This is a genomic window from Cronobacter dublinensis subsp. dublinensis LMG 23823, assembly GCF_001277235.1.
Lineage (GTDB): Bacteria > Pseudomonadota > Gammaproteobacteria > Enterobacterales > Enterobacteriaceae > Cronobacter > Cronobacter dublinensis.
Genome location: NZ_CP012266.1, coordinates 213,617 through 239,661, shown reverse-complemented (window position 1 = coordinate 239,661; position 26,045 = coordinate 213,617). Strand labels below are relative to the sequence as shown.

At 57.6% G+C, this 26,045-nt stretch carries 18 protein-coding genes; 3 read left to right on the top strand and 15 right to left on the bottom strand.

Annotated elements, in window-relative coordinates:
* Nucleotides 1–3: 3 nt before the first annotated feature.
* Together AFK67_RS01115 and fabR are read right to left on the bottom strand one after the other, a co-directional pair.
* Entirely contained in the window at nucleotides 4–363 is a 360-nt protein-coding gene (locus AFK67_RS01115) for a YijD family membrane protein (RefSeq protein WP_007766281.1), read from the bottom strand.
* Between the two features lie 10 nt (nucleotides 364–373).
* Nucleotides 374–1,012 (bottom strand): HTH-type transcriptional repressor FabR, encoded by a 639-nt coding sequence (gene fabR / locus AFK67_RS01110; protein WP_038884198.1) that lies wholly within the window; start codon nucleotides 1,010–1,012, stop codon nucleotides 374–376.
* A gap of 193 nt (nucleotides 1,013–1,205) precedes the next feature.
* Between fabR and sthA the strand changes: the two genes are divergently transcribed.
* Nucleotides 1,206–2,606, top strand: coding sequence for a Si-specific NAD(P)(+) transhydrogenase (gene sthA / locus AFK67_RS01105; RefSeq protein WP_007735043.1), 1,401 nt, complete (start codon nucleotides 1,206–1,208; stop codon nucleotides 2,604–2,606).
* On the opposite strand, the gene oxyR is transcribed toward sthA, so the two are convergent.
* From oxyR to argC, 5 genes are all read right to left on the bottom strand, one after another.
* Nucleotides 2,589–3,506 carry a DNA-binding transcriptional regulator OxyR gene (gene oxyR, locus AFK67_RS01100; protein ID WP_007754620.1) on the bottom strand — a complete coding sequence of 306 codons (918 nt, stop codon included), beginning with the start codon at nucleotides 3,504–3,506 and terminating at the stop codon, nucleotides 2,589–2,591. The genes sthA and oxyR overlap by 18 nt on opposite strands.
* Before the next feature lie 278 nt (nucleotides 3,507–3,784).
* Entirely contained in the window at nucleotides 3,785–5,158 is a 1,374-nt protein-coding gene (gene argH / locus AFK67_RS01095; RefSeq protein WP_007735052.1) for an argininosuccinate lyase, read from the bottom strand.
* Nucleotides 5,159–5,318: 160 nt separating this feature from the next.
* Nucleotides 5,319–6,536, bottom strand: coding sequence for an argininosuccinate synthase (locus tag AFK67_RS01090; RefSeq protein WP_038884200.1), 1,218 nt, complete (start codon nucleotides 6,534–6,536; stop codon nucleotides 5,319–5,321).
* 25 nt (nucleotides 6,537–6,561) lie between these two features.
* Nucleotides 6,562–7,338 (bottom strand): acetylglutamate kinase, encoded by a 777-nt coding sequence (gene argB, locus AFK67_RS01085; RefSeq protein WP_105655784.1) that lies wholly within the window; start codon nucleotides 7,336–7,338, stop codon nucleotides 6,562–6,564.
* A gap of 14 nt (nucleotides 7,339–7,352) precedes the next feature.
* Nucleotides 7,353–8,357, bottom strand: a complete 1,005-nt coding sequence (argC, locus tag AFK67_RS01080; protein ID WP_038884202.1) for an N-acetyl-gamma-glutamyl-phosphate reductase — start codon at nucleotides 8,355–8,357, stop codon at nucleotides 7,353–7,355.
* Nucleotides 8,358–8,537: 180 nt separating this feature from the next.
* Here argC and argE point away from each other — a divergent pair, with 180 nt between their 5' ends.
* Nucleotides 8,538–9,689 (top strand): acetylornithine deacetylase, encoded by a 1,152-nt coding sequence (gene argE / locus AFK67_RS01075; RefSeq protein ID WP_007735060.1) that lies wholly within the window; start codon nucleotides 8,538–8,540, stop codon nucleotides 9,687–9,689.
* A gap of 561 nt (nucleotides 9,690–10,250) precedes the next feature.
* Nucleotides 10,251–12,902 carry a phosphoenolpyruvate carboxylase gene (gene ppc / locus AFK67_RS01070; protein ID WP_007735062.1) on the top strand — a complete coding sequence of 884 codons (2,652 nt, stop codon included), beginning with the start codon at nucleotides 10,251–10,253 and terminating at the stop codon, nucleotides 12,900–12,902.
* Between the two features lie 68 nt (nucleotides 12,903–12,970).
* Here ppc and AFK67_RS01065 read toward each other — a convergent pair whose 3' ends face one another.
* The 8 genes from AFK67_RS01065 to AFK67_RS01030 all read right to left on the bottom strand — a co-directional run bounded on the left by AFK67_RS01065 (nucleotide 12,971) and on the right by AFK67_RS01030 (nucleotide 26,043).
* Nucleotides 12,971–14,101 carry a fimbrial protein gene (locus AFK67_RS01065; RefSeq protein ID WP_007735063.1) on the bottom strand — a complete coding sequence of 377 codons (1,131 nt, stop codon included), beginning with the start codon at nucleotides 14,099–14,101 and terminating at the stop codon, nucleotides 12,971–12,973.
* Nucleotides 14,102–14,169: 68 nt separating this feature from the next.
* Complete coding sequence (locus AFK67_RS01060) at nucleotides 14,170–16,839, bottom strand: fimbria/pilus outer membrane usher protein (protein ID WP_038884205.1); 2,670 nt, start codon at nucleotides 16,837–16,839, stop codon at nucleotides 14,170–14,172.
* A 45-nt stretch (nucleotides 16,840–16,884) separates the two neighbouring features.
* Entirely contained in the window at nucleotides 16,885–17,583 is a 699-nt protein-coding gene (locus AFK67_RS01055; protein ID WP_007735066.1) for a fimbrial biogenesis chaperone, read from the bottom strand.
* A gap of 54 nt (nucleotides 17,584–17,637) precedes the next feature.
* Nucleotides 17,638–18,195, bottom strand: coding sequence for a fimbrial protein (locus AFK67_RS01050; RefSeq protein WP_007735069.1), 558 nt, complete (start codon nucleotides 18,193–18,195; stop codon nucleotides 17,638–17,640).
* A 591-nt stretch (nucleotides 18,196–18,786) separates the two neighbouring features.
* A complete protein-coding gene (mqo, locus tag AFK67_RS01045) occupies nucleotides 18,787–20,442 on the bottom strand; it encodes a malate dehydrogenase (quinone) (protein ID WP_032967731.1) in 1,656 nt (551 codons plus the stop codon).
* Between the two features lie 274 nt (nucleotides 20,443–20,716).
* Nucleotides 20,717–22,006: a methyl-accepting chemotaxis protein gene (locus AFK67_RS01040; RefSeq protein WP_007735080.1), complete on the bottom strand. Its 1,290-nt coding sequence runs from the start codon at nucleotides 22,004–22,006 to the stop codon at nucleotides 20,717–20,719.
* Between the two features lie 345 nt (nucleotides 22,007–22,351).
* Entirely contained in the window at nucleotides 22,352–23,257 is a 906-nt protein-coding gene (metF, locus tag AFK67_RS01035; protein WP_038884207.1) for a methylenetetrahydrofolate reductase, read from the bottom strand.
* Nucleotides 23,258–23,610: 353 nt separating this feature from the next.
* Nucleotides 23,611–26,043, bottom strand: a complete 2,433-nt coding sequence (locus AFK67_RS01030) for a bifunctional aspartate kinase/homoserine dehydrogenase II (protein ID WP_007729225.1) — start codon at nucleotides 26,041–26,043, stop codon at nucleotides 23,611–23,613.
* Nucleotides 26,044–26,045: the final 2 nt, after the last annotated feature.

The window sequence follows — 26,045 nt, the reverse complement described above, 5'->3', positions numbered from 1 at the left end:
CTTTTACTCTTCGTAGCGCGCCTTGCGCCGACGCAGGCGAAAGCCTATCCAGAACAGCAGTACCACCGACAGCACCGACGGCAGGAAGTTAGAGCCAATCGCCGGATATTCGGCGCGCACCACGGCGCTGTACAACAACACGCCCAGAATAAAGCAGGCGGCGGCGATGCCTGGCAGGCCCACCGGCATGGTGCGGTTCAGATAACGCTGATGCAGGCAATAGACCGTCAGCGCCAGCGAAATAATCGGGAAAATCGAGAAAGGCACGATGGAGCTGAACAGCGCCGCGCAGGTGCCGTTAATCGACAGACCGGCGATCAGCGCCAGCAGCAGCGTACCCTTTTCTTGTGTCGTGGTTCTCATTGCTCGTCCTTCACTTATCGGAATATTGCGCCATCTTTTCTTGTTCGCGACGGTACCAGTAGTAAGCGCCTTTAGAGATCATGCGCAGCTGCAACACCAGTCGCTCTTCTAATTGCCCACGCTGTTCCGGGCCCACATCAAGCGCTTCCGCGCCTGCGCTAAAGACGATAGTGACCATCGCCTCCGCCTGAGCTTCGGTAAACGCGCGCGGCATGTGATTTTCGAGTTCCAGATAATCGGCAAGTTCCGCGATGAAATGCTGGATTTCACGCGCGACGGCGGCACGAAATGCCGCCGAGGTGCCGGAGCGCTCACGCAGCAGCAGCCGGAAGGCGTTCGGGTTATTGCCGATAAATTCCATAAAGGTGGAGACCGACGTGCGGATAACGCTACCGCCTTTAGCGATGCGCTGGCGCGCCTGGCGCATCAGCTGGCGCAGCATCAGGCCGCTTTCATCCACCATCGTCAGGCCCAGCTCGTCCACGTCCCGGAAGTGACGGTAAAACGAGGTCGGCGCGATACCGGCCTCGCGCGCCACTTCACGCAGGCTCAGGCTGGCAAAACTTCTTTCCGCGCTTAGCTGGCTAAACGCGGCTTCCACCAGCGATCGCCGGGTTCGTTCTTTCTGTTGCGCTCTGACGCCCATCACGTTGCCTGATTCCTTCCTGTTGAAACGGCACTATACCAGTTTTAAAACTACCGGGTTTATAACGGATTGTGAATGATTGTTTACGAAGCGGGCGCTACCAGAGATGACAAAACGCACAGTGAGAATTGGGTTATTCTTTGGGTGATGTTACTATTCTGTTGCTTTTATGTATAAGAACAAGGTAAGCCTTACCATGCCACAAACCTACGATTATGATGTAATAGTGATTGGCTCTGGCCCCGGCGGCGAAGGCGCTGCTATGGGTCTGGTGAAACAGGGCGCCACGGTAGCCGTGATAGAGCGCTACCATAATGTCGGCGGCGGTTGCACCCACTGGGGCACTATCCCGTCGAAAGCCTTGCGCCATGCCGTCAGCCGTATCATTGAATTTAACCAGAACCCGTTATACAGCGCTCACTCCCGTCCTCTCCGCTCTTCCTTCGCCGACATCCTTAACCACGCCGACAACGTGATCAACCAGCAGACCAACATGCGCCAGGGTTTTTACGAGCGCAACCGCTGCCAGATCCTGCAAGGCGACGCGCGTTTTGTCGATGAACACACGATTGAGCTCACCTGCCCGGACGGCTCGATAGAAACCCTGACCGCTGAGAAATTCGTGATTGCCTGCGGCTCGCGCCCCTATCACCCGTCGGACGTCGATTTCAGCCATTCGCGCATCTACGACAGCGATTCCATCCTCAGCATGCATCACGAACCGCGCCACGTGATTATTTACGGCGCAGGCGTCATCGGCTGTGAATACGCGTCCATTTTCCGCGGAATGAACGTGAAAGTGGATCTCATCAACACCCGCGACCGCCTGCTGGCGTTTCTCGATCAGGAGATGTCCGACTCGCTCTCGTACCACTTCTGGAACAGCGGCGTGGTGATTCGCCACAACGAAGAATACGAGCGGATTGAAGGCGTGGACGACGGCGTGATTGTCCACCTCAAGTCAGGCAAGAAAGTGAAGGCCGACTGTCTGCTCTACGCGAACGGGCGCACCGGTAATACCGACTCGCTGGCGCTGGAAAACATCGGGCTTGAAGCCGATGGTCGCGGGCTGCTGAAAGTAAACAGCATGTACCAGACCGCGCTGCCACACATCTATGCGGTGGGCGACGTTATCGGTTATCCGAGCCTGGCCTCCGCCGCCTACGATCAGGGCCGCATCGCCGCGCAGGCGCTGGTAAAAGGCGTCGCCTCGGCGCACCTGGTGGAAGATATCCCGACCGGCATCTATACCATCCCGGAAATCAGCTCCGTCGGCAAAACCGAACAGCAGCTCACGTCAATGAAAGTGCCTTACGAAGTGGGCCGCGCGCAGTTTAAACATCTGGCGCGCGCGCAAATCGTCGGGATGAACGTGGGGACGCTGAAGATCCTGTTCCATCGCGAAACCAAAGAGATTCTGGGGATCCACTGCTTTGGGGAGCGCGCGGCCGAGATTATTCATATCGGCCAGGCGATTATGGAGCAGAAAGGTGGCGGTAACACCATTGAGTACTTCGTTAACACCACCTTTAACTACCCGACGATGGCGGAAGCCTATCGGGTTGCCGCGCTGAACGGCTTAAACCGCCTGTTTTAACGCGCTGTCGAAGCGGCCATCCATCTGTTTGCGGATGGCCTCTGCCAGCTGCTCATAGCGGCTGCGCAGCGGCGAGCCCGGACGATACACCAGACCAATGGTGCGTCGCGGCTCCGGCTTCACGCAATGCAGATATACCACGCCGTCGCGATGACGTTCCGGCGGCACGGCGAGCGCGGGCAGAAGCGTAATGCCGCTGCCTGCCGCCACCATATTGCGCAGCGTTTCGAGGCTGGTCGCGCGGAAATGCGTGTCTTCATCAGCGCCCGCTTCAAAGCAGAAGCCCATCGCCTGATCGCGCAGGCAGTGGCCATCTTCCAGCATCAGCAGTTTTTCACCCGCCAGTTCGCCCATCGGCACGCGGTCGCGCCCGGCCCACGGGTGATCTTCATACACTGCCAGCAGCATCGGCTCATCAAACAGCGGCACTTCAATAAAGGCTTCGCTCTCTTTCACCAGCGCAAGAATCGCACAGTCGAGCTTGCCGCTGTCGAGCTGGGCCAGCAGTTGATGCGTCTGCGCTTCATGCAGATACATTTCGAGTTTGGGGAAGGTCTGATGCAGCATCGGAATGATTTGCGGCAGCAGATAAGGGCTGATGGTCGGGATAAGGCCGATATGCAGCGGACCGGACATGGTTTCGCCCTGCTGGCTCGCCATCTCTTTTAGCACTTTCACTTCACGTAAAACGGTACGCGCCTGGTCTACCAGCAGCAACCCCGCCTGGGTGAACAGCACTTTGCGGCTGGTGCGTTCCAGCAGCATCACGCCGAGTTCATCTTCAAGCTTGCGGATCTGACCGCTCAGGGTGGGCTGACTCACGTGGCAGGCATCCGCCGCACGCCGGAAATGGCGATGTTCGGCAAGGGCCACCAGGTATTCAAGATCACGAATATTCATTCTTCATCCTCCGCCGCCATGATAGTTCATGGCGATAGATAGCATAGCAACCAACGATTATCCCTATCAAGCACGAAAGTGAATAATAGCCTCAGCCGCGGAGAACATCACTCGTTACCCTCACTGAGTGATAACCCGCACACAGAGTCTCTCTGTTAGCCGTATAACTAAAGCCAACGTGAACGATTTAGCGGACAGTAAGTCCGCTTTTTTTTGCCTGTTTTTCAGGACGCATAAAAAAGCCCGGCACTCGCCGGGCTTATTCCTGCCTGTAACGCTTACGCCAGACGCGCTTTCGCCGCGCTAATCGCCTGCGCTACCTGCACCGGCGACACGCCGCCCTGCGCCGCGCGCTTATCAAGGCACGACTGTAGCGAGAGGATCGGATAGACGTCATCACCGATCACCGGGCTGAATTTTTGCAGGTCGGCCAGCGCCAGGTCTTCCAGCGGTTTGCCCTGGCGAATGGCTTCCACCACCGCCTCGCCCACGATGTGGTGCGCTTCGCGGAACGGCACGCCTTTGGCGACCAGATAATCCGCAAGCTCGGTGGCGTTGGCGTAGCCCTGCTGCGCCGCGTCCTGGCAGCGCGGACGTTTCACCTGAATGCCGTCCAGCACCAGCGCCGCCATATGCAGGCAGTCGAGCCAGGTGTCGAGCGCATCGAACAGCCCTTCTTTATCTTCCTGCATATCTTTGTTGTACGCGAGCGGCAGGCCTTTCAGCGTCATCATCATGCCGGTCAGCGCGCCCTGCACGCGACCGCACTTGCCGCGAATGAGCTCCAGCGCGTCCGGGTTTTTCTTCTGCGGCATTAATGAAGAGCCGGACGTCACGCGGTCAGACAGCTCCACAAATCCCGCCTCGCCGGAGTTAAAGAAAATCAGGTCTTCGGCGAAACGCGACAGATGCACCATGCTGATCGCCGCGTTGGACAGCAGCTCCAGCACATGGTCACGATCGGAGACGCTGTCGAGGCTGTTGCGCGTCGCGCTGGCGAAACCGAGCCAGCCGGCTAACTGTTCGCGGTCAATCTCATACGCGGTGCCGGCCAGCGCCCCGCAGCCCAGCGGGCTGACGTCCAGGCGTTTCAGCGTATCTTTCAGGCGGCTTTCGTCGCGCGCCAGCATTTCGACATACGCCATGCACCAGTGCGCGAAGGTCACCGGCTGGGCGCGTTGCAGGTGGGTATAGCCCGGCATCACCGCGTCCCGGTTCTCTTCGGCAGTCGCCACCAGCGCTTGCTGTAACTGGCGCGTGGCGCTCAGCAGCGCGTGAACTTCGGTTTTGCACCACAGTTTCAGGTCGGTCGCCACCTGATCGTTACGGCTGCGTCCGGTATGGAGCTTTTTGCCAAGCGGGCCGACTTTCTCGATAAGTTTGCCTTCCACCCAGCTGTGAATATCTTCCGCGTCGCTTTCCAGAATCGCGTGCGGGTTTTCCAGTACTTCTTCCAGCAGCGTATTCAGCGCGCCTTCAAGCTGGCTCTGCTCATCCGCGCTCAGCACGCCGACGGTCACCAGCGCTTTGGACCAGGCGACGGAGCCGATAATGTCCTGCTCGGCGAGTCGGTAATCAAAGCGCAGTGAGTCATTGAATTGTTTGAACCGCCCATCTGCCGCCTGAGTAAAACGTCCGCCCCAAAGTGCCATAATCCGCTCCGTTATCTGTCTTTCAATGGCGGGTGACCCGCCCTACGACTGTTCTGGTTATCTCTTAAGTGGCGGGTGCGCTTCGCTTACCCGCCCTACAAATAGTGTGCAGCTTTCTGCGGCGGGTGCGCTGCGCACCCGCCATCCACGCAGCGGCAGATTACTTCTTCAGCTCGTTCAGCGCACGAATACGTGAAGAGAGCGAGAACAGACGGATAAAGCCGCCCGCGTGGCTGTGGTCATACACTTCGTCTTCTCCGAAGGTTGCGAACTCTTCGTTATACAGGCTGTTCGGCGATTTCTTCTGGATCGCGGTCACCTGACCTTTATAGAGCTGCAACACCACTTCGCCATTCACCTGTTCAGCGAGCGACTGCGCTGCCGCCTGCAGAGACTGGCGCAGCGGCGCAAACCAGCGGCCGTCGTACACCACGTAAGACATCTCAAGGCCGACCTGCTCGCGCCATTTGAAACTGTCGCGATCCAGCACCAGCTGCTCTACGCCACGCAGCGCCGCCATCATGATGGTGCCACCAGGGGTTTCGTAGCAGCCGCGGGACTTAATGCCCACCAGACGGTTTTCCACGATATCGATACGGCCCACGCCATGTTTCGCGCCAATCTTGTTCAGCACTTCCAGGCAGCCGAACGGAGAGAGATGCTCGCCGTTCACAGCAACCACATTGCCTTTCTCTACGGTCACGGTCACCTGCTCCGGCTGATCCGGCGCGTCCAGCGGGTCGACGGTCCACACCCAGCAATCTTTGTTCGGGGCATTCCACGGGCTTTCCAGCACGCCGCCTTCGGTGGAGATGTGCCACGCGTTCTCGTCGCGGCTGTAAATCTTCTCAAGTGAGGCGGTGGTCGGGATATCGCGCGCTTTCAGGTAATCCAGCAGCGCTTCACGGGAACGCAGGTCCCACTCACGCCATGGCGCAATGACTTTCAGATGCGGGGCCAGCGCCGCCCAGGCGGATTCGAAACGCACCTGGTCGTTGCCTTTGCCGGTCGCGCCGTGGCACAGCGCGTCGGCGCCCACTTTATTAGCCACATCGACCAGCGCTTTGGCGATAAGCGGACGCGCCATCGAGGTGCCCAGCAGATAGCTGCCTTCATACAGTGCGCCAGTTTGCAGCACCGGGTAAACGTAATCTTTGATGAACTCTTCACGCGCATCGACCACGTAGCACTCAGACGCGCCAGAGCGCAGCGCCTTCTGCTCAACGCCTTTCAGGTCGTCACGATCCTGGCCGATATCCACCACGCACGCGACCACGTCGCAGCCTTCATAGTTTTCTTTCAGCCAAGGAATAATGGCCGAGGTATCGAGGCCGCCGGAGTAAGCGAGAACAACTTTTTTGATGCCGTGATTTTGCATTGTCTGTTTCCTTTAAAACTTGTAATTAGGCCAAAATGCGCGTGCCGATAGACACACCATTAAATAAAGCGGGCAACTGCTCCGCGTGGCGCCAGGAGGCGATATCCACCGGGCGTCCCAGCGTGCGGGCGGCGTCCAGCGCCGCGTGCACTTTCACAATCATGCCGTCGGTGATGATGCCCTGCTCGATAAGCTGCTCGGCTTTGGCGGCAGTCATCTCAGCGATGCGCTGGCCTTTGCCGTCCAGAATGCCGCTCACGTCGGAGAGCAGGATCAGGTCCGCGCCAAGGGTCGCCGCGAGCGCCGTGGCCGCCTGGTCGGCATTCACATTCATCAGCTTGCCGTCGTCCGTCACACCAATAGAGCTGATGACCGGCATAAAGCCGTTTTCCAGCAGCGTCGTAATCAGCTTCGGCGAGCCCGGCTGCGCCTGGCCGACGTGGCCCAGCTCTTCATCAAGCGGCGTCACGCTGACGCTGTCGCCGTCGCCCAGGAACAGGCCGACAGAGGCGATGTGATGTTTCTTCGCCCAGGCGAGCAGCGTTTTGTTGGCGGTGCCCGCCAGCGCCCCGGTAATGATGTCAATCTGATCAGCAGGCGTAACGCGCAGGCCGTTCTTCTTTTTCACCGGCAGGTTGAGCTGCTTCATCAGATCGTCCACCAGGCAGCCGCCGCCGTGAACGATGACCAGCGGGCGTTGATGTTCCTGGCGGTAGTTAACAAGGGCGGTAAACAGACGCTCCAGCGCCTCTTCGCTATCAAGCAACACGCCGCCTAACTTAATGATTAACGGGTTCATCATCACACCTGACTCGGTTAAATAAGAGACTGCGTTTCGGCAAAGCCAAAACGAATATTCATACATTGCACCGCCTGCGCGGCGGCGCCTTTCAGCAGGTTATCTTCCGTGGCAACCACAATCAGATGTTCGCCCTGCACAGCGAAGCCGATATCGCAAAACGGCAGGCCGACCACGTTTTTCAGCGCAGGCACGCCGCTGTCATAGAGACGCACCAGCGGTTTGTCGGCGTAGGCGTCCTGGAACGTTGCCGCGACTTGCTGCGTGCTCACGCCGGGTTTCAGGCGGCAGGTGATGGTTTCCAGAATGCCGCGCGGGAAGCTCCCCAGATGCGGCGTGAAAATCACCTCAGCGCCCAGATGATTGGCTATCTCCGGCTGATGCCGGTGATTAAATATGCCGTAAGGCTGAAGGCTCACTTCGCAGAAGCTGTTAGAAAGCGCCGCTTTTCGCCCGGCACCGCTCACGCCACTGGTGGCGTTGATCACCGGCCACTGGTTCAGATCCAGTAAATCCGCATCGATCAGCGGCTTGAGCGAAAGCTGCGCGGCGGTCGGGTAGCATCCCGGTACCGCCACCAGCGCGGCATCTTTTAGCGCGTCGCGGTTCCACTCGGCCAGGCCATACACCGCCTGCTCCAGCAGGTGCGGGTGCTGATGCGTGAACCCGTAGAATTTTTCATAGAACGCGGCGTCGTTAACGCGAAAAGCACCGGAGAGGTCGAACACCACGCAGCCCGCGTCGAGAAACTGCGGCGCGAGATCGTGGCTCACTTCATGGGCGGTCGCGAGAAACACCACATCCACGCCGTCGGTGAACTCACGGATATCGCTCATCGGCTGCAAAGGCAGGTCGAGCACGCCTTTGAGCTGCGGATGCAAAGAGGAGATTAACTTTCCCGCATCATTGCTTTGCGCTGAGACCGTCAATGCGGTTATGTTCATATGCGGATGGCGATTCACGTAGGTCGCAAGCTCTGCGCCGGCATAACCACTGGCGCCAACAATCAGCGTGTTCAACATCGGGGCTGGATACCTTTTACCGTCATGTATTTCAGGCGCGGGCCTGAAGGCCGTTGCCGCGTCCGCGAGCGTATCGTCTTCACCGGAACCCGGCGGTTCCCTTACGCTCAACGTTAATGTATTTTTATTCACAAATACTGCATGAATATTGATACTATCACGACCTGAGGTCTGTCAACAGTGAAAATGAAATTACCGCCTTTTATCGAGATTTACCGCACGCTTATCGCCACGCCTTCCATCAGCGCCACCGACAGCGCGCTCGATCAGAGTAATGCGACTTTAATCAATCTGCTGGCAGGGTGGTTTGGCACTCTCGGGTTCAACGTTGAAGTACAACCGGTGCCGGGCACCCGTAATAAATTCAATATGCTGGCGAGTGCCGGCAGCGGCGCGGGCGGCCTGCTGCTGGCCGGGCATACCGATACCGTGCCTTTCGACGACGGGCGCTGGACGCGCGACCCTTTCACGCTGACCGAGCATGACAACAAGCTGTACGGACTCGGCACCGCCGATATGAAAGGCTTTTTCGCTTTTATTCTCGACGCGCTGCGTGACGTGGATGTGACGCAGCTGAAAAAGCCGCTCTATATCCTCGCGACCGCCGATGAAGAGACCAGCATGGCGGGCGCGCGCTATTTCGCCGAGACCACCGCCCTGCGCCCGGACTGCGCCATCATCGGCGAGCCAACATCCTTACAGCCGATTCGCGCCCACAAAGGCCATATCTCCAGCGCCATCCGCGTGCAGGGGCAATCCGGCCACTCCAGCGACCCGGAGCGCGGCGTCAACGCCATTGAGCTGATGCATGACGCCATCGGGCGCATTATGCAACTGCGCGATTCGCTCAAAGAGCGCTACCACTACGACGCGTTTACGGTGCCCTATCCGACGCTTAATCTCGGCCATATTCACGGCGGCGACGCCTCCAACCGCATCTGCGCCTGCTGCGAACTGCATATGGATATTCGCCCGCTGCCGGGGATGACGCTTGATGACTTAAGCGGCCTGCTGAACGAGGCGCTGGAGCCGGTGAGCCTGCGCTGGCCGGGGCGTTTGACGGTGTTCGATCTGCACCCGCCGATCCCCGGTTACGAATGCCCGCCGGATCATAAACTGGTACAGGTGGTGGAAAATCTGCTCGGCGCGCAAACCGATGTGGTGAACTACTGCACCGAAGCGCCGTTTATTCAGACGCTCTGCCCGACGCTGGTGTTAGGACCAGGCTCGATAAACCAGGCCCACCAGCCGGACGAATATCTCGAAACGCGCTTTATCAAGCCGACCCGCGAACTGATTTCGCAGGTTGTGCATCATTTTTGCTGGCATTAAACGTAACGGTGGATGCGCGGCGCTTATTCCCCTACGAAAATCTGTATCCGATCACGTAGGGTGGGTAAGCAATGCGCACCCGCCATGCCAGCCGCACTCGCCGATGAACCGCTGACTAACCCGCGCCAGACAGCCCATTCGACTGCTTTTATGCCCTCTCACAGCGCGTGCGACTGTCTATGACCCCGCGCGCCTGCACGCTATTTTCATAAGCGTTACTTATCCGCAATAACGTGAATTAACTTTCATAAATTGCCGCGCTTTATTCCCCTGCTGAAGCGATTTCGCAGCAATTGACGAACGGGATTTCACATGGCTTTATAAAGTAAGAAGTCATTCAAGCCTGAACTTTCGGACGTAAGTAAAAGCTATCGCTTTTCGGTGTCCTGATTTTTGCAGAACCTATACCCAGGGATTTCGTGTTGCAGGAAGGCGGCAAGCCTCGTGAGCCACGGGCGCTTACATTGGTAAGTGGCCGGGGTCGCAAGGCGCGGCCAACGCCCCTGCGGCGTGAAAGACTGCGGGTATTAAACATAATTGAGATGGGGTGTCTGGGGTTATATGAACGAACAATATTCCGCTTTGCGAAGCAATGTCAGTATGCTCGGCAAGTTGCTCGGGGATACCATCAAGGATGCGCTGGGAGAAAACATCCTTGACCGCGTAGAAACAATCCGCAAATTGTCGAAGTCTTCCCGTGCTGGCAATGAAGCAGACCGGCAGGCGCTGTTAACGACACTGCAAAATCTCTCCAATGACGAACTGCTGCCGGTGGCCCGCGCGTTCAGTCAGTTCCTGAATCTGGCCAACACGGCCGAGCAGTACCACAGCATCTCGCCAAAAGGCGAAGCCGCCAGCAACCCGGAAATTATCGCCCGCACCCTGCGTAAGCTCAAAGACCAGCCCGATATCAACGAAGCCGCCATCCGTCAGGCCGTGGAAGCGCTGTCGCTGGAGCTGGTGCTGACCGCGCACCCGACCGAAATCACCCGTCGCACCCTGATCCACAAAATGGTCGAAGTGAATAACTGCTTGAAACAGCTCGACCACAAAGACATCGCCGATTACGAGCGCAACCAGATCATGCGCCGTCTGCGCCAGCTGATTGCGCAGTCCTGGCACACCGACGAAATTCGTAAAAACCGCCCAAGCCCGGTGGATGAAGCCAAATGGGGCTTCGCCGTGGTGGAAAACAGCCTCTGGGAAGGCGTACCAAACTATTTGCGCGAACTGAACGAACAGCTCGAAGCGCATCTCGATTACAAACTGCCGGTGGATTTCGTGCCGGTGCGTTTCACCTCCTGGATGGGCGGCGACCGCGACGGCAACCCGAACGTCACCGCCGATATTACCCGTCACGTTCTGCTGTTGAGCCGCTGGAAAGCCACCGATCTGTTCCTGAAAGATATCCAGGTACTGATTTCTGAGTTGTCGATGGTGGAGTGCAGCGACGCGCTGCGCGAATATGTCGGCACCGAAGGCGCGCAGGAGCCGTACCGCTACCTGCTCAAAGGGCTGCGCGCGCAGCTGCTCGCCACCCAGGGCTGGCTGGAAGCCCGACTGAAGGGCCAGAAGCTGCCGAAACCGCAAGGCCTGCTGACCCAGAACGAACAGCTCTGGGAGCCGCTTTACGCGTGTTATGAATCGCTGGTCTCCTGCGGGCTTGGGATCATCGCCAACGGCGAACTGCTCGACACCCTGCGCCGCGTCAAAGCGTTCGGCGTGCCGCTGGTGCGTATCGATATCCGTCAGGAGAGCACCCGCCACACCGAAGCGCTCGGCGAGCTGACCCGCTATCTCGGCATCGGCGACTACGAAAGCTGGTCGGAAGCCGATAAACAGGCGTTCCTTATTCGCGAGCTGAATTCCAAACGTCCGCTGCTGCCGCGCCAGTGGGAGCCGAGCGACAACACGCGCGAAGTCCTCGACACCTGCAAAGTCATCGCCGAAGCACCGAAAGGCTCGATCGCCGCGTATGTCATCTCCATGGCGAAAACGCCGTCCGACGTGCTGGCCGTCCACCTGCTGCTCAAAGAAGCGGGTATCGGCTTCGCGCTGCCGGTCGCGCCGCTGTTTGAAACGCTCGACGACCTGAATAACGCCAACGACGTCATGACCCAGTTGCTGAACATCGACTGGTATCGCGGTTTCATTCAGGGCAAACAGATGGTGATGATTGGCTATTCCGACTCCGCGAAAGACGCGGGCGTGATGGCCGCCTCCTGGGCGCAATACCAGGCGCAGGACGCACTGATCAAAACTTGCGAGAAAGCAGGTATCGCGCTGACACTGTTCCACGGACGCGGCGGTTCTATTGGCCGCGGCGGCGCGCCAGCCCACGCGGCGCTGCTCTCCCAGCCGCCGGGCAGCCTGAAAGGCGGTCTGCGCGTCACCGAACAGGGCGAGATGATCCGCTTTAAATACGGCCTGCCGGAAGTGACCATCAGCAGCCTGTCGCTCTACACCAGCGCCATTCTCGAAGCGAACCTGCTGCCGCCGCCGGAGCCGAAAGCCGCCTGGCGACATATCATGGATGAGCTCTCCGACATCTCCTGCACCATGTATCGCGGCTACGTGCGCGAAAACAAAGACTTCGTGCCGTATTTCCGTTCGGCCACGCCGGAGCAGGAGCTTGGCAAACTGCCGCTCGGCTCGCGTCCGGCGAAGCGTCGCCCGACCGGTGGCGTGGAATCGCTGCGCGCCATTCCGTGGATTTTCGCCTGGACCCAGAACCGCCTGATGCTGCCCGCCTGGCTTGGCGCCGGCGCCGCGCTGCAAAAAGTGGTTGAGGACGGCAAACAGGACGAGCTGGAAACCATGTGCCGCGACTGGCCGTTCTTCTCCACGCGCCTCGGCATGCTGGAGATGGTTTTCGCCAAAGCGGATCTGTGGCTGGCGGACTATTACGATCAGCGCCTGGTGAAACAGGATCTCTGGCCGCTCGGTCAGGAGCTGCGCCAGTTGCTGGAAGCCGATATCAAAGTTGTACTGGATATCGCCAACGACTCGCATCTGATGGCGGATCTGCCGTGGATTGCCGAGTCCATCCAGCTGCGCAACATCTATACCGACCCGCTGAACGTGCTACAGGCAGAGCTGCTGCACCGCTCGCGTCAGGCCGAAGAAGAAGGCAAACCGGCAGATGCGTGCGTGGAACAAGCGCTGATGGTCACCATCGCAGGCGTCGCGGCGGGTATGCGTAACACCGGCTAATCACACGCCTCACAGAGACAACAAGCCCCGGCATGCCGGGGCTTTTTTATAACGGTGCTACACGGGCGTCAGTAATAGAGCACGGTAAACGTAATCGCGCCATTCGCTTTGCCGGGTCGCATACGGTCCTCCGTCTGGACATAGCGCGCCACGAATGGAATGCGGTGCGTGGAGACATCGTCCGTGCTCAGATTCCAGTAGTTATCATTATATGTGTTCAGCGCCATCGGCTTATGCGTCGCATCCGATACGCTGCCTTTGGCTATCTGAATCCCGATACCGCTGGCGCTGTCGCTGCCCGGCGTCACAGAGAAGATGCCGTTATTCGCATCAATCGTCGTTGTGGAGGGCTTCATGCTGATCCACACCGGGTTTGGCGTAGGGTTGCCCATTGAGGTGATGCCGCTGTCGTTGGCGTCAATATTGGTACGGATCCCCCAGGCGCGCGGACAGTTGGTCAGCGTAATCGACGCATCCCGCCACTCCGTTCCGCTACCCACGCCGCTGAAATCATTCTCCGCGCTCCAGGTACCGAGCTTCACGTTCACATCAGGCGTCGTACAGGAGAGCGCCGCGATATTCACCGAGCCGGTGAAGTTAATCTTGAGCGTATTGAGCGGGCTGCCTGCGGCGCCTGAGGCCAAAAAGTCAATGGCAAGCGTCGGTAAGTCCTGCCCGTTCACACTGCCCGGCTGAACAGAGCCGGTCTTAATCAGGTAGAGCCAGAACTCCGCATTCATCGTGTGGTTCACATTCTGGTTCGGCTGCGGGTGGATCGTATCGATGTAATACGTGCCCGGTATGGCATCGTCGCTCTTGCCCTGCGCCCAGACCGCGACCCCAACGCCCGGCAGGTTTGTATCCCAGACTTTGTTCGGGAACGGCGGTCCGTTCCAGGGCGACAGCCCATGCGGCGTGTTGATCCAGCGATAGTCATAGGAGACGTCATAAGGCACGCTGTCGGTCGAAAGACAGTCAATCTTGACCGGTGTACTGGGCATATAGTGAAGCCGGTAGAGCGTGCGTCCGTTACTCGCGTCAGAACCGACCGAGACAAGCCCGTTAATCGGTAGCGTCACATTCATCGCGTGCGAGCCGGGGTGATAAGAACACTCCGTCGAGGCCAGCGCGCTGCCGCCGAACGACAGCAGCAATAGCGTTACGGCCCGCAGAGATAAAACGCTTTTCCTTACAGCCATGATTCCCTCTTTACAGTGCCTCGTTCCCGTCACAGGAAGCGTGTGTTTGACCAGCCCTCAGGCCAGGTTTAGCCCGCCGTTAACGCCGCCTGACGACGCCGGTCGGTGGAAAGCTGTAGCGATGGCGACGATGACGCCACGCCCGCGGGCGGCAGACACGGCGTATCGAAACGCTGAATAGACTGACGCTGGCCTTCCGCCTGCGGCATCAGCAGGTAACTGATAAGACACTGCATCCCTACGCTCTCGCCCCATTTCACGGTCAGTTGCCCCTGGTTGTCGCTGACGCGCGCGTAAACCAGCCCACCCTGGCCCGCAGACCCGACCTGATTGCCCTGCCCGTCAAACACCATCGCGCCGAACGGCACCGGGTCGCCCTGGTACTGTGAGGCGATCAACACTGGCGTGCCGGTACTGGCCTTGTAGATAAGCTTCACGACCGCACCCAGATAAGGCGCGACTTTCTGCGACGTGCTATCCAGCTCGACATTCACCGGCGCGGTTTTCGGATCGATCGTGATGTCGTTGAACTGGTACGGGTCCAGATACGGCACAGCGGCATAGCCACGGCCATCGACAAACACGCCGGGATACGATGACACCGCCGCGCCGCGCGCGCCTTTGGCCTCAACCAGCGCGAAGGTGTCCGAGGTGTAAGGCGTAAAGGTAATTCCGCCTTCGTGCGCCAGAATCGTGCCGGTCGCGCCAAGCGAGACGCTGTTATAGTGTTCGCCCACGCTGTAGCCGCCGCTCACTGACGCCACCTGGCTGCGGTAATCGGCGTTGAACGAGCCGCTGGAACCCTGGCCCTGATCGGCGTTCATCGCGGTCACGCTGTAGCTCATCTGGTTATACTCGCCAAGCGAGCCGGAAACGCCGACCTGCTGCCCGTCATGTCCGGTGCTGTCATGCGTTAAATCGACATGCGCGTGCGGCGTATGCTGATCCCACTCCCGACCCAGCGGGAAACTCATCGTCAGCAGATAGTTGGTCTGCCCTTCATTCTCTTTGCTGTAGGTACGGCTGACCGTCAGGCCGTAAGTCAGGCTCTTATAGCTGTTGTTGTAACCAACCTGAAACTGCTTATCGGTGCCTGATTTATTCCAGTAATCCTGCAACGAACCGCTGAGATAAAACTGGCCCCAGCCGTCCATCAGCCCCTGGCTTGCGGTCGCCACAAACTGGTTTTTCATGCGCAGAATGTTATCCGGCGAGTCGCCGCGCTCTACCGCGTCGCGCGCCAGCATGGCGGTCTGGAAATCCATGTACTGGCTGGTCGCGAAGCGATACGCCGCCAGCGAAATATTGCTGCGCGTTTCGCTGATATCTTTGCTGAAGCTCAGTTTGTAACTCTGCCCGCTCAGGCTGTCGGCCTGTTTCTGGCCGCGCACGTAAGTGCCGTTTTCCAGATGCGTGCGCGCCTGGGTCACGTCCAGCGCCAGCGAACCCAGCGGCGTGCCGAACGCCATACCAAACAGCAGCGCGTAATAGCCCTGGCTTACCTGTACGCCGCCATAGCTTGTCAGGCGGTTGGAAATACCGTACTGGTAAGTCGCCTGATAGAGCGCCGGTTTGCTGCGCAGCGAGTCCTGATGATACTCCCCCGCCACGACGGAATAGCGCAGCGCGCCGGGACGCAACTGTTGCGCGACCGATGCATACGGCACCTGAAAATGTTGCTCGCTGCCGTCCGCCTCATACACCGTAACGTCAAGGTTGCCGCCGTAGCCAGTCGGGTAGAGATCGTTAATCGCGAATTCGCCCGGCGCGACGGTGGTTTCATAGATGGTCTGGCCGCTCTGGCGCACCGTGACGCGGGCGTTGGTGCGGGCGATGCCGCGAATATCCGGCGCGTAGCCGCGCTGCGACTCTGGCAACATGCGCTCGTCGCTTGCGATCTGAACGCCTTTGAAAGGCAGCGTATCGAACACCTGGCCCTGGGTATTGGTCTCTCCGACCAGCGCGCGGCCTTTTATGGCCGGAATGTCGCGCTGCAGATAGGTGCTGATGCTGTTGTATTGCCGCTCGCCCTCTTCCATATAGCTGTAGTAGCCGTTATGGCGAAGATACCAGGCGCCGACATTGAGCCCGCCCTCCAGGCTTGAATAAAAGGAGTTGAGCGTTTCGCCATTGGCGCGGCTTGAATAACCGCTCATGTTATAACCGAGCATCAGCGCCGGAATGCCACTATCCCACAGCTCCGGATTGACGCTGCCGCGCGCGTTGCGCAGCAAATAAATTTGCGGTACCGAAATATCGAGCCGCTGGTCGCTAGTGTCGAACGCGATTTCCGCATGCGGGATTTTCTTTTCCAGGTCAAGGCAATGCTCGCCCTGCTGAAAAGGCGTCAGAAAATCCTTCGGCAATTTTTCGTAATTAAACGGGATGGTCTTGATAAGTTCAGGCGTCAGGCAGACGCGGCTGGTTTTATCCGGCTGCGCCACGACTTCAATGTCGCTGGTCATCGCCGCCTGGCCGTTAATATAAATCAGTGCGCGATAGCGCCCCGGCAGCGCCGTCGCGCCATTAGCGAAACGGCTTAAGTCCACCGCGTTTTTATTTTCCAGATTCAGGAAAATATTATCGAACTCGACATGTTCGGCAATATCGACCGGTTTTTCTTCAGGTTTTCCCGGCAGGTTTTCCGCCTTTCCCGGCGCCGCCAGCAAACAAGAAACCACAGCGATAATGCCGCGGGTACGCGTCGCCGCATGTCCCTGGCGAAACCTGTTTTTCATCACGCTTCTCTTTTATGGTGATAATTGAATAAACAGAGCGACGGCTTATTGTAGCGTCGCTTCGAATTCATTCAGCGCGCCATAATCATTGACATAGACGCCTGCAAGTTTATTTCCCGAATTGCCGGGCAGTTTCACCGTCATGGTGGATTTCGGCGCAATCATGTCGCCGTCAACGCTTTTGCCGTTGAGCTTCAGCCTGACGAGAGAAATAAAATAGGGCGTGGGGTTTATCGCCTCGATCGTTTGCCCGTTCGCGCGCCAGGTCACGTGTGTCACCGCCTCGTTGGCGTTACCTTCAAGACCCACCGGGCGCAGAAAGAGTTTGATGCGCGAGCGAAATGCGACCTGTAAATAATTGTCACTTACCGCAGTGGCTTTTTTCGCGGGAATTTCCAGCACGTTCAGCCAGTACACCGATTCGCGATCCGCCGGGAGTAATTTTCCGGTAAAGGTAATACGCAGCGTCTGGCCTTTGCCTGATTCCACGCGGTTAATCGGCGGCGTTAAAATAAACGGCACCTGGATGGTTTCCGGCGCGGCGTCGGCATTGCCGTTATCAATCCAGCTTTGAATTAACACCGGCGAGCCCCCTTTATTGTCGAGCTTCACGCTCACTTCCGGCGCATCGCTCGGGTAAATAACACGGGTGCCGGTAATCACAATACTGGCGATGGCCGCCGGGCAGGCGAACCAGGCCGCCAGCGCAAAACACGCGCCTTTCCAGAAAAGGGTATTCGCCATGTTGTTTACTCCCTTAAAGAAATACAGGAGGGCGGAACCCTCCTGTCGCGTTTTTTACTTATACATCAGCGAGTAAACGACGCTGCTGTTGACCTTACCGGCTTCGGTAGCGCCTTCAGCGTAATATTCCACGGCGTAAGGCAGCGTGGCGGTGCCGTCAGTGGCGTCATACGTGATATAGGTGGTATCGGTAGCCTGGCTGGCATTACCCGCTTTGATAACCGCGTAGGAGGAGCTGGAGCCGTCACGCAGCTGGAGGCTCACGTTTTTAGCATTACCCGTACCGGTGGCGTTTTTCAGACGGCCCGTCACCGGATCGACAGATGCGCCCGCTTCAAAGTAGGCGGCAACGGTTTTCAGGGTGCCTTCGCAGTTGGTTAGCTCCATCAGGAAGTTGGTGCGGCCTGCCGTTTTACCGGCGGTCTCCAGTTGAGAAATACCGAGCGTCGGCAGCTTAACGGTCGCGTCAGCGCCCTGGCCGTCTACTTTTACATCACATGACGTCGCAGTGAGTTCTCCTTCAAACGTGATAGTCCCAGTGGAAGCAGCCTGCGCGGTCGCGGCAAACCCCATCGCCGCGGCTAAAGAAAGGCTAAGTGCTAACTTTTTCATATATCATCCTAATTACATTAAAAGTTAAGCTATTTATAAAAATAGCCGGTTTATATTCACAGCCTGTGAATATAATATTCACCCCGAGTGCGCTATGCGTATCAGGACAAAACGGGTATTCATCTGGTTTTTAACAAGACCGCGCGCATTGTTTTATTTGATGCTGCGTCGTTATTGCATGGCAATGCGCTCATTATAAAAATCATCACCGGCGCGACAATAGTTGAACCTCTAACAGCCTCAATGAATGGCGCATCAAGTTCTTTAAAAAGACTTTTAAAAATAAACACCTGAACACGATCGGGGCGATTTCCTAAACATCAGAAAATCGCCGAAATAATCACGCAGCCTGAGAGATAAGTTTTTAATAAAATAAATTAATAACGCCGTAAAATTGATTATCCAGATGCCGGGGTATTATTCAGCATTATGCTTTATTTCAATAGATTTAATCGCGTAAGCCAGACATAACGGGCATGGCGGATAACGTTATTACGGGTTCGTTTAGCGGGAACCGTTACCCATAACGGGCATGCGACGCGGCAAAAAAAGGGAGGCCCGTGGCCTCCCTTTGCGTAACGTCGTTTTTACTTACAGCGCCATATCGTGTTGCGGGCTCGCGGCCTGCGCCGGTTTGGCTTCCGGCAGCTTCTGCTGCGCGTCGTTCATCTGGATAACCGGCGGTTTGGTCAGTTGCAGCGTCGCGGCCGTTTCGTCCCATACCTGCTGGGTCAGCGCCACGTTGCCGTTCAGCTTCTGGCCATAGCTCGGCACGATTTCACGCAGCTTCGCCTGCCACTGCGGCGAGTTAAACTGCTCAGGGAAGAGCTGTTTAATCACGTTGATGGAAATCGGCGCGGCGGTGGAGGCGCCAGGCGATGCGCCCAGCAGCGCGGCCACGGTTTTCTGCTGGTCGGTGACGATTTCCGTACCCAGCTTCAGCACGCCGCCTTTCTCAGGATCTTTCTTAATAATCTGCACGCGCTGACCGGCCTGGATAAGCTTCCAGTCCTCTTTGCGCGCTGACGGGTAATACTCTTTCAGCGCTTCAAAACGGTCTTCGTCGCTCAGCATGACCTGACCCATCAGGTATTTCACCAGATCAAAGTTATCCAGGCCCACGTCGGTCATCGGCATGAAGTTTTTGGTGGTGGTGGTGCTCAGCAGATCGAAGAACGAGCCGTTTTTCAGGAACTTGGTCGAGAAAGTCGCGAACGGCCCGAACAGGACCACGCGTTTACCATCCAGAAAACGGGCATCGAGGTGCGGCACGGACATCGGCGGCGCGCCCACCGAGGCCTGACCATAGACTTTCTCGCCGTGCTGGCGCGCGATTTCCGGGTTCTCAGAGACCAGGAACGAGCCGCCGACCGGGAAGCCCGCATAATTGTCCGCCTCAGGAATACCGGTTTTTTGCAGCAGCTTCAGCGCGCCGCCGCCTGCGCCGATGAATACATACTTCGCATCCACGGCATGCTCTTTCCCGGTGTTGGCGTCGGTAATGGTGACGTGCCAGGAGTTATCGGCGTTGCGTTTGAAATCGGTCACTTCAGACGAGGTTTCCAGCTTGAAATTGCTGGTTTTCTTCAGGCTGCCCACCAGCTGGCGGGTAATTTCGCCGTAGTTCACGTCAGTACCGACCGGCGTCCAGGTCGCAGCCACGCGCTGTTTCGGATCGCGGCCTTCGATAATCAGCGGCGCCCATTTTTTGATCTGATTCTGATCGGTGGAGAACTCCATCCCCTGGAACAGCGTGGTTTGCTGCAGCGCTTTATAGCGTTTCGCCAGGTAATCGACATTATCGCCCCAGACGAAGCTCATGTGCGGCGTGGAGTTAATAAAAGAGTGCGGATCGTTCAGCACGCCGCGCTTGACCTGGGAGGACCAGAACTGGCGCGAGATCATAAACGCTTCGTTAATTTCCAGCGCTTTGCTGACGTCAATCGAGCCGTCCGCGCGCTCCGGCGTGTAGTTCAGCTCCATGTTCGCGGAGTGACCCGTACCGGCGTTGTTCCAGCCATTCGAGGATTCGAGCGCCACGCCGTCGAGTTTTTCCACCATCAGTTGTTTCCAGTCCGGCTGGATCTCCTGAAGAACGGTGCCGAGGGACGCGCTCATGATGCCGCCGCCAATCAGCAGGACATCGGTTTTTTCCGTGGTGTTGTCCGCATAAGCGGCTGAACTGACAAGTAATGCAATAAGAGAGAAAGCGGGAAGCGGCTTCCTGCTAATGAGATTTTTAGACATCACAATCAACTATCATTGAAAATTTAGCAGATTATTTTAACGCAACTATTATAATTTTAAAATTATTAAAACAAAAAATTAACAACCATAAAGAGCGTGCGGTTATATCAGACGTTTCGCAGTCGCCTACCAAGAATCGCGGCGTTTCATTTCGTTAAAATAATCAGCCGGGTACGAATGTCACTGCACGAAACGCACTGGGTGAAGGGCACCCTGAATATTCCGCGCGAAACACTCTCCGCGTTGCGTTTATTCAGGATGCCGCCGTGGATCGTCAGGCATTTATGACTTTGCCGATGGCGTTAACCGCTTCGAGAATATTTTTGGCGTAACCTTCAATCTCTTTGGTCAGCGTTAACGCCTCGCGGGAAATAGCCGTGGTGGACGCCACCGCGTCACCGCTGCGACAGATGGAATCGAGCGCGCTTTTCGTCAGGTGATCGTTCTGCTCGGTGATGCGCGTTATTTTGCCGGTCGCGTCGTCAATACGATCCGCCAGCGATTTGACCTCGGTGGCGACGACAGAAAAGCCTTTACCCGCATCGCCCGCGCGCGCCGCTTCTACCGACGCGTTCAGAGACAGCAGTTTAGTCTGGGTCGCTATCTGGGCGATAACGGATGACAAATCCATAATGCTTTCGGAGTCATTTTTCAGGTTGGTGACGATAGCGATAACCTGCTCCATATTGGCCTGAATATTTTCCATTGCCGACACGCAGCCATCTAAGGTCTTTCTGATCTCAACCGTTTTGGTCAGCGTCTCGCGCGACACAGCTTCCGCCCTTTCGGTCGCCTGTCGTTCATCGCGGCTCTTCTGTACTTCCGCCGTCACGTCATAGGCGAATTTCACCACGCGATAGAGACGGCCTTTATCGTCAAAAACCGGGCTGTAGCTGGCGCGCAGCCAGAGTTCCTGACGGTGTTTGGTGACGCGGCGAAAATCCCCGGAGGCGAATTCGCCGTGGTTCAGCTTGCGCCAGAAATCGGCGTACTCCGCGCTCAGCGCGTACTCGCGCTCGCAGAAGATACGGTGATGCTTACCGATGATTTCGTTTAACGTGTACTGCGACGCCCGGCAGAAGTTCTCGTTAGCGGAGACGATATGCCCGTCGGGCGTAAATTCGATAATCGCCATAGAGCGGTGCGCCGCTTTGAGGATCGCGTCTTTGTTCAGCGCGTCATGGATCCTTCCTGAGATATCACGCGCCAGTTTAAGGACATACTCAACGTTTTTGTTTTTGCCGAGTACCGGAATATAGTTCGCCTCCAGCCACATTTCGCTGCCGTCTTTTTTATAACGCAGGAATTTATCGCTGAAGGTTTCGCCGCAGCCAAGTCGCTGCCAGAACTGACGATATTCAGGGCTCGCCGCATATTCCGGCGAGCAGAACATCCGATGATGTTTACCCACCAGTTCATTAAGCGAATAGCCCATCGCATTCTGGAAAGCCGGGTTCGCTTCCACAATCGTGCCGTCAGGGCGGAACAGAATAACCGCCATATGTTCTTTTATCGCCGCAAACGCCGCGTTGTTTTTTAAAATATTGGTTATCTTGCTAATCATTATTGCTATCCAGGAAGGTTTCTTACACAGCATATCGGCAATATGGATGAAGACATAACGTGTATTTTTATATCGCTACGATAGCTGCCACCCCTGGCATTCTTAATAAGCCAAAATTAAAACGTAATAAAAGGCGTGCTCACAGTCGGAAATAGCAGTGGCGAGCTTAAACATCCCGGAAGGAAGCGAAAATGCGCTCTGATTTCGCTTAGGGGAAAAGAAGTTGTACAGACACAATTTTCGTTGTACAGATTTATACCAGGCTGAAATATATGTTTTGTAACAATCGCTTTAACGTCAAACAACAAAGGAGGCGTGCGCCTCCTCTCTGTTAACCCATAAGGGTTACGCGGTTTTCAGTTCAACCGCCGGTCTTACACCCAGCGTATGGCAAATGGCATAACTCATTTCCGCGCGGTTGAGCGTATAGAAGTGGAAATCTTTGACGCCTTCGCGGCTTAATATTTTCACCATGTCCATCGCGATGTTGGCGCCGACCAGCTTGCGGGTTTCCGCGTCATCATCAAGGCCCGCAAACATCTGCGACATCCAGGACGGAATGCGCACGTTGGTCATGTCGGCAAATTTCTTCGCCTGCTTAAAGTTGGAGACGGGCAGGATGCCGGGAATGATTTCCACATCAATGCCGGTTGCCGCGCAGCGGTCGCGAAAGCGCAGGTAGCTTTCGACATCAAAGAAGAACTGGGTGATCGCGCGATTAGCGCCGGCGTCGATTTTGCGACGCAGATTGAGCAGATCGGCCTGCGCGCTTTTCGCCTCCGGATGTACTTCCGGGTATGCGGCGACGGAGATATCAAAATCCGCCACCTCTTTTAACAGCGCGACCAGATCGCTTGCGTACATTTCCGGCTTGCCGCTGCCTGGCGGCAGGTCGCCGCGCAGCGCGACGATGTGGCGAATGCCGTTGTTCCAGTAGTCGCGCGCGATGGTACGCAGCTCATCGGGTGTGGCGTCAATGCAGGTGAGGTGCGGTGCCGCTTCAAGACCGGTGCGGTCTTTAATGCCTTTAATGATGCTGTGGGTGCGGTCGCGCTCGCCGGAGTTGGCGCCGTAGGTGACCGACACGAATTTCGGCTTCAGGCTGCTCAGGCGATCGATAGAGGACCACAGGGTCTGCTCCATTTCACTGGTGCGCGGCGGGAAAAACTCAAAGGAGACATTAATCTGTCCCTGCACTTCTGCGAGGCTCTGATTCAGGGCCTCCCGCTGGTTGGCGTGAAAAAAGCTCATACCTTACCTCATCAATCGCTGTGTCGGGGTCGCGTGTGTTGACTTCTATACGTTTAGACGTCCAGATGTAAAAATGACGGAAAAGCCGGATGGCGTCAACAGGTAAATCATCACTTGATGTGAGTATTTTTCAGCGAAGATGAAAAAATTTCATGACAGGAAAATGAAGGCCGGGGGGGCAGCGGAGCGGGAAATGGCGGATGCGAGTGGCGAGGATGCCGTTACAGGTGGAGGGGATAGCGGGTGCGCTGACGCTTACCCGCCCTACCTTTAAAACGCATCACTTATGTAGGGCGGGTAAGCGCAGCGCACCCGCCGTTAAATACCCTGGGCGGATAACCCGCCACAGGCGATCAAAGCAACTGCGCCAGACGGTTGAGATCCGACTGAATGGCCCCGGCGGTAACATCGCGTCCGGCGCCCGGCCCGCGGATCACTAACGGGTTATCGCGATACCAGCGGCTTTCGATAGCGAACACGTTATCACACGGCAACAGCGACGCCAGCGGATGCTCGGGACGCACGGCCTCAACGCCGACGCGCGCTTTACCGTTGGCGTCAAAACGTGCGACGTAGCGCAGCACAAGCCCCATCTCGCGCGCCGCTTCAAGGCGCTGCACCATCTGCTCGTTCAGCGCGTCGCCATATTCGAAGAAATGATCCACCGATCCTTCCTCGCAACCCGCAGGCACCAGCGACTCCACGCGCACCTGATCGGGTTCGATATCGTAGCCCGCCTCGCGCGCCAGGATAACCAGCTTGCGCATCACATCTTTGCCGGACAGGTCAACGCGCGGGTCGGGCTCGGTCAGCCCCTGCTGCCACGCCTGATCGACAAGCTCGGTAAAAGGCACCGTGCCGTCGAACTGTAAAAACAGCCACGAGAGCGTGCCGGAGAAAATCCCGCTGATGGACAGAATCGAATCGCCGCTGTCGCGCAGATCGCGCACCGTGTGGTTAACTGGCAGACCGGCCCCGACCGTCGCGTTATAAAGCCAGTGGCGGCCCGTTTTCGCAAAGGCGTCGCGGATCTGGCGATACTTCTGGCTGTTGCTCGCGCCCGCCAGCTTATTCGCGCTGATCACATGAAACCCGTAACTCGCGAAATCGAGATACTGGTCCGCCAGATCCTGGCTTGCGGTCACATCCAGCACCACTAAATCGTCATAAGGGTGCGCGCGCATCCACAGGAACAGCGACTCTTCATCCTGCTCCACCGCTTCATCATTAAAGAACGCCAGCGCGCGGCTCGCATCCAGCCCGTCGTAATTCAACAGGCTGCGGCGGCTGTCCACCACGCCCGCCAGCACAAACTCAAGGCCGGTACGGGCAGAGAGCGTCTCCTGCTCGCGCGCGAACAGCTCAAGCCAGCGCGAACCGATGTTCCCTTTGCCGAACAGCATCAGGCCGATGCGTTTTTCCGCACGGAACAGCGACTGGTGCAGGCCCTGGATCAGGCTCTCCGTCGGCCCCGCGCGCAGCACCGCTACCAGGCTGATGCTCTCTTCCGACTGCCAGATAAACTCCACCGGCTGATCTTTCAGCTGTTGCCAGAAACGGTGGCTGTGCAGCGGATTACGGCAGACGCCCGCGCCGACCAGCGCCACCAGCGCCAGCCCTTCGCGCAGGCGCAGCTCGCCCGGCAGCGCGGCGTCTTCCAGCAGCTTCAGCGCGCTGCCGACCACTTCCGAGGTGTAGCAAAGTTGCAGCAGGCGGCGGTCAGGATGTACCCCGACCGACAGCGGACGCAGCTGAGCGCGTCGGAGCAGCGCGTCCACCTCTTTATGCGCCAGCTTGAAATCGAGATGCGACGGCACGTCGAATTCGATAAGACAGACGTCGTCATGGCTGGTGACGATACGCGCGCCCGTGCCGGAAGCCAGCACGCGCTCAATGCGCGTGGAGCCCTGCTCCGGGCTGTAGCTGCAACGCAGCTGTAAATCGATATCGCTGCCGGAGACCGGCTGCAGCGTGCGCGCATGCAGCACCGGCGCGGCGAGACGCGCCAGTTCGCTCGCCTCATCGAGGCGCAGCAGCGGCAGCAGGCAGGCATCTTTAACTTTACGCGGGTCAGCGCTATAAACGCCCGCCACGTCACTCCAGATGGTGACGCGGGAGACGCCCGCCAGCGCGCCTATCTGCGTCGCCGAGTAGTCAGAGCCGTTACGGCCCAGCAGGACGGTTTCACCCGCGTCGTTACGGCTGATAAAGCCGGTCACCACCAGGCGTTTGCCCGGATGCTGCACCATTAACTGCTGCAACAGCGGGAAAGAAAGACCTTCATTAACCTGCGGCTGCGCGGCGCGTTCGGCACGCAAGAAATCGCGCGCGTCGAGCCAGGCGGCATCGAGCCCCTGCTCGTTCAGCACCGCGGCCATCAAACGCGCCGACCAGATTTCGCCGTGGCCGACCACTTCCGCGTAAACCGCGTCGGTGATGTCGCCATCCAGCAGCGCCGCGAGACGCTCCAGATCGCGGATAAATTCGCTGACCAGCCCGTCGGCGACGGCGGCCGGCAGCAGCCCGGAGATAAGCTCGCTCTGATAACGACGCAGCGCCTGTTGCACCTGATGGGCGGAGAGACGATCGTTCTGGCTTAACTTCAGCCAGCTGATCAACTGGTTGGTCGTGCTGCCCGCCGCCGACACCACCATCATATCCCCGGCGCGGGAATAGTCGGCCATGATACCCGCCACGCGCAGGTAACATTTCACGTCGGCGAGACTGCTGCCGCCAAATTTATGCAGCTGACGACCGTTCGTCCCTGCAGGCGCTGTAACACTCATGC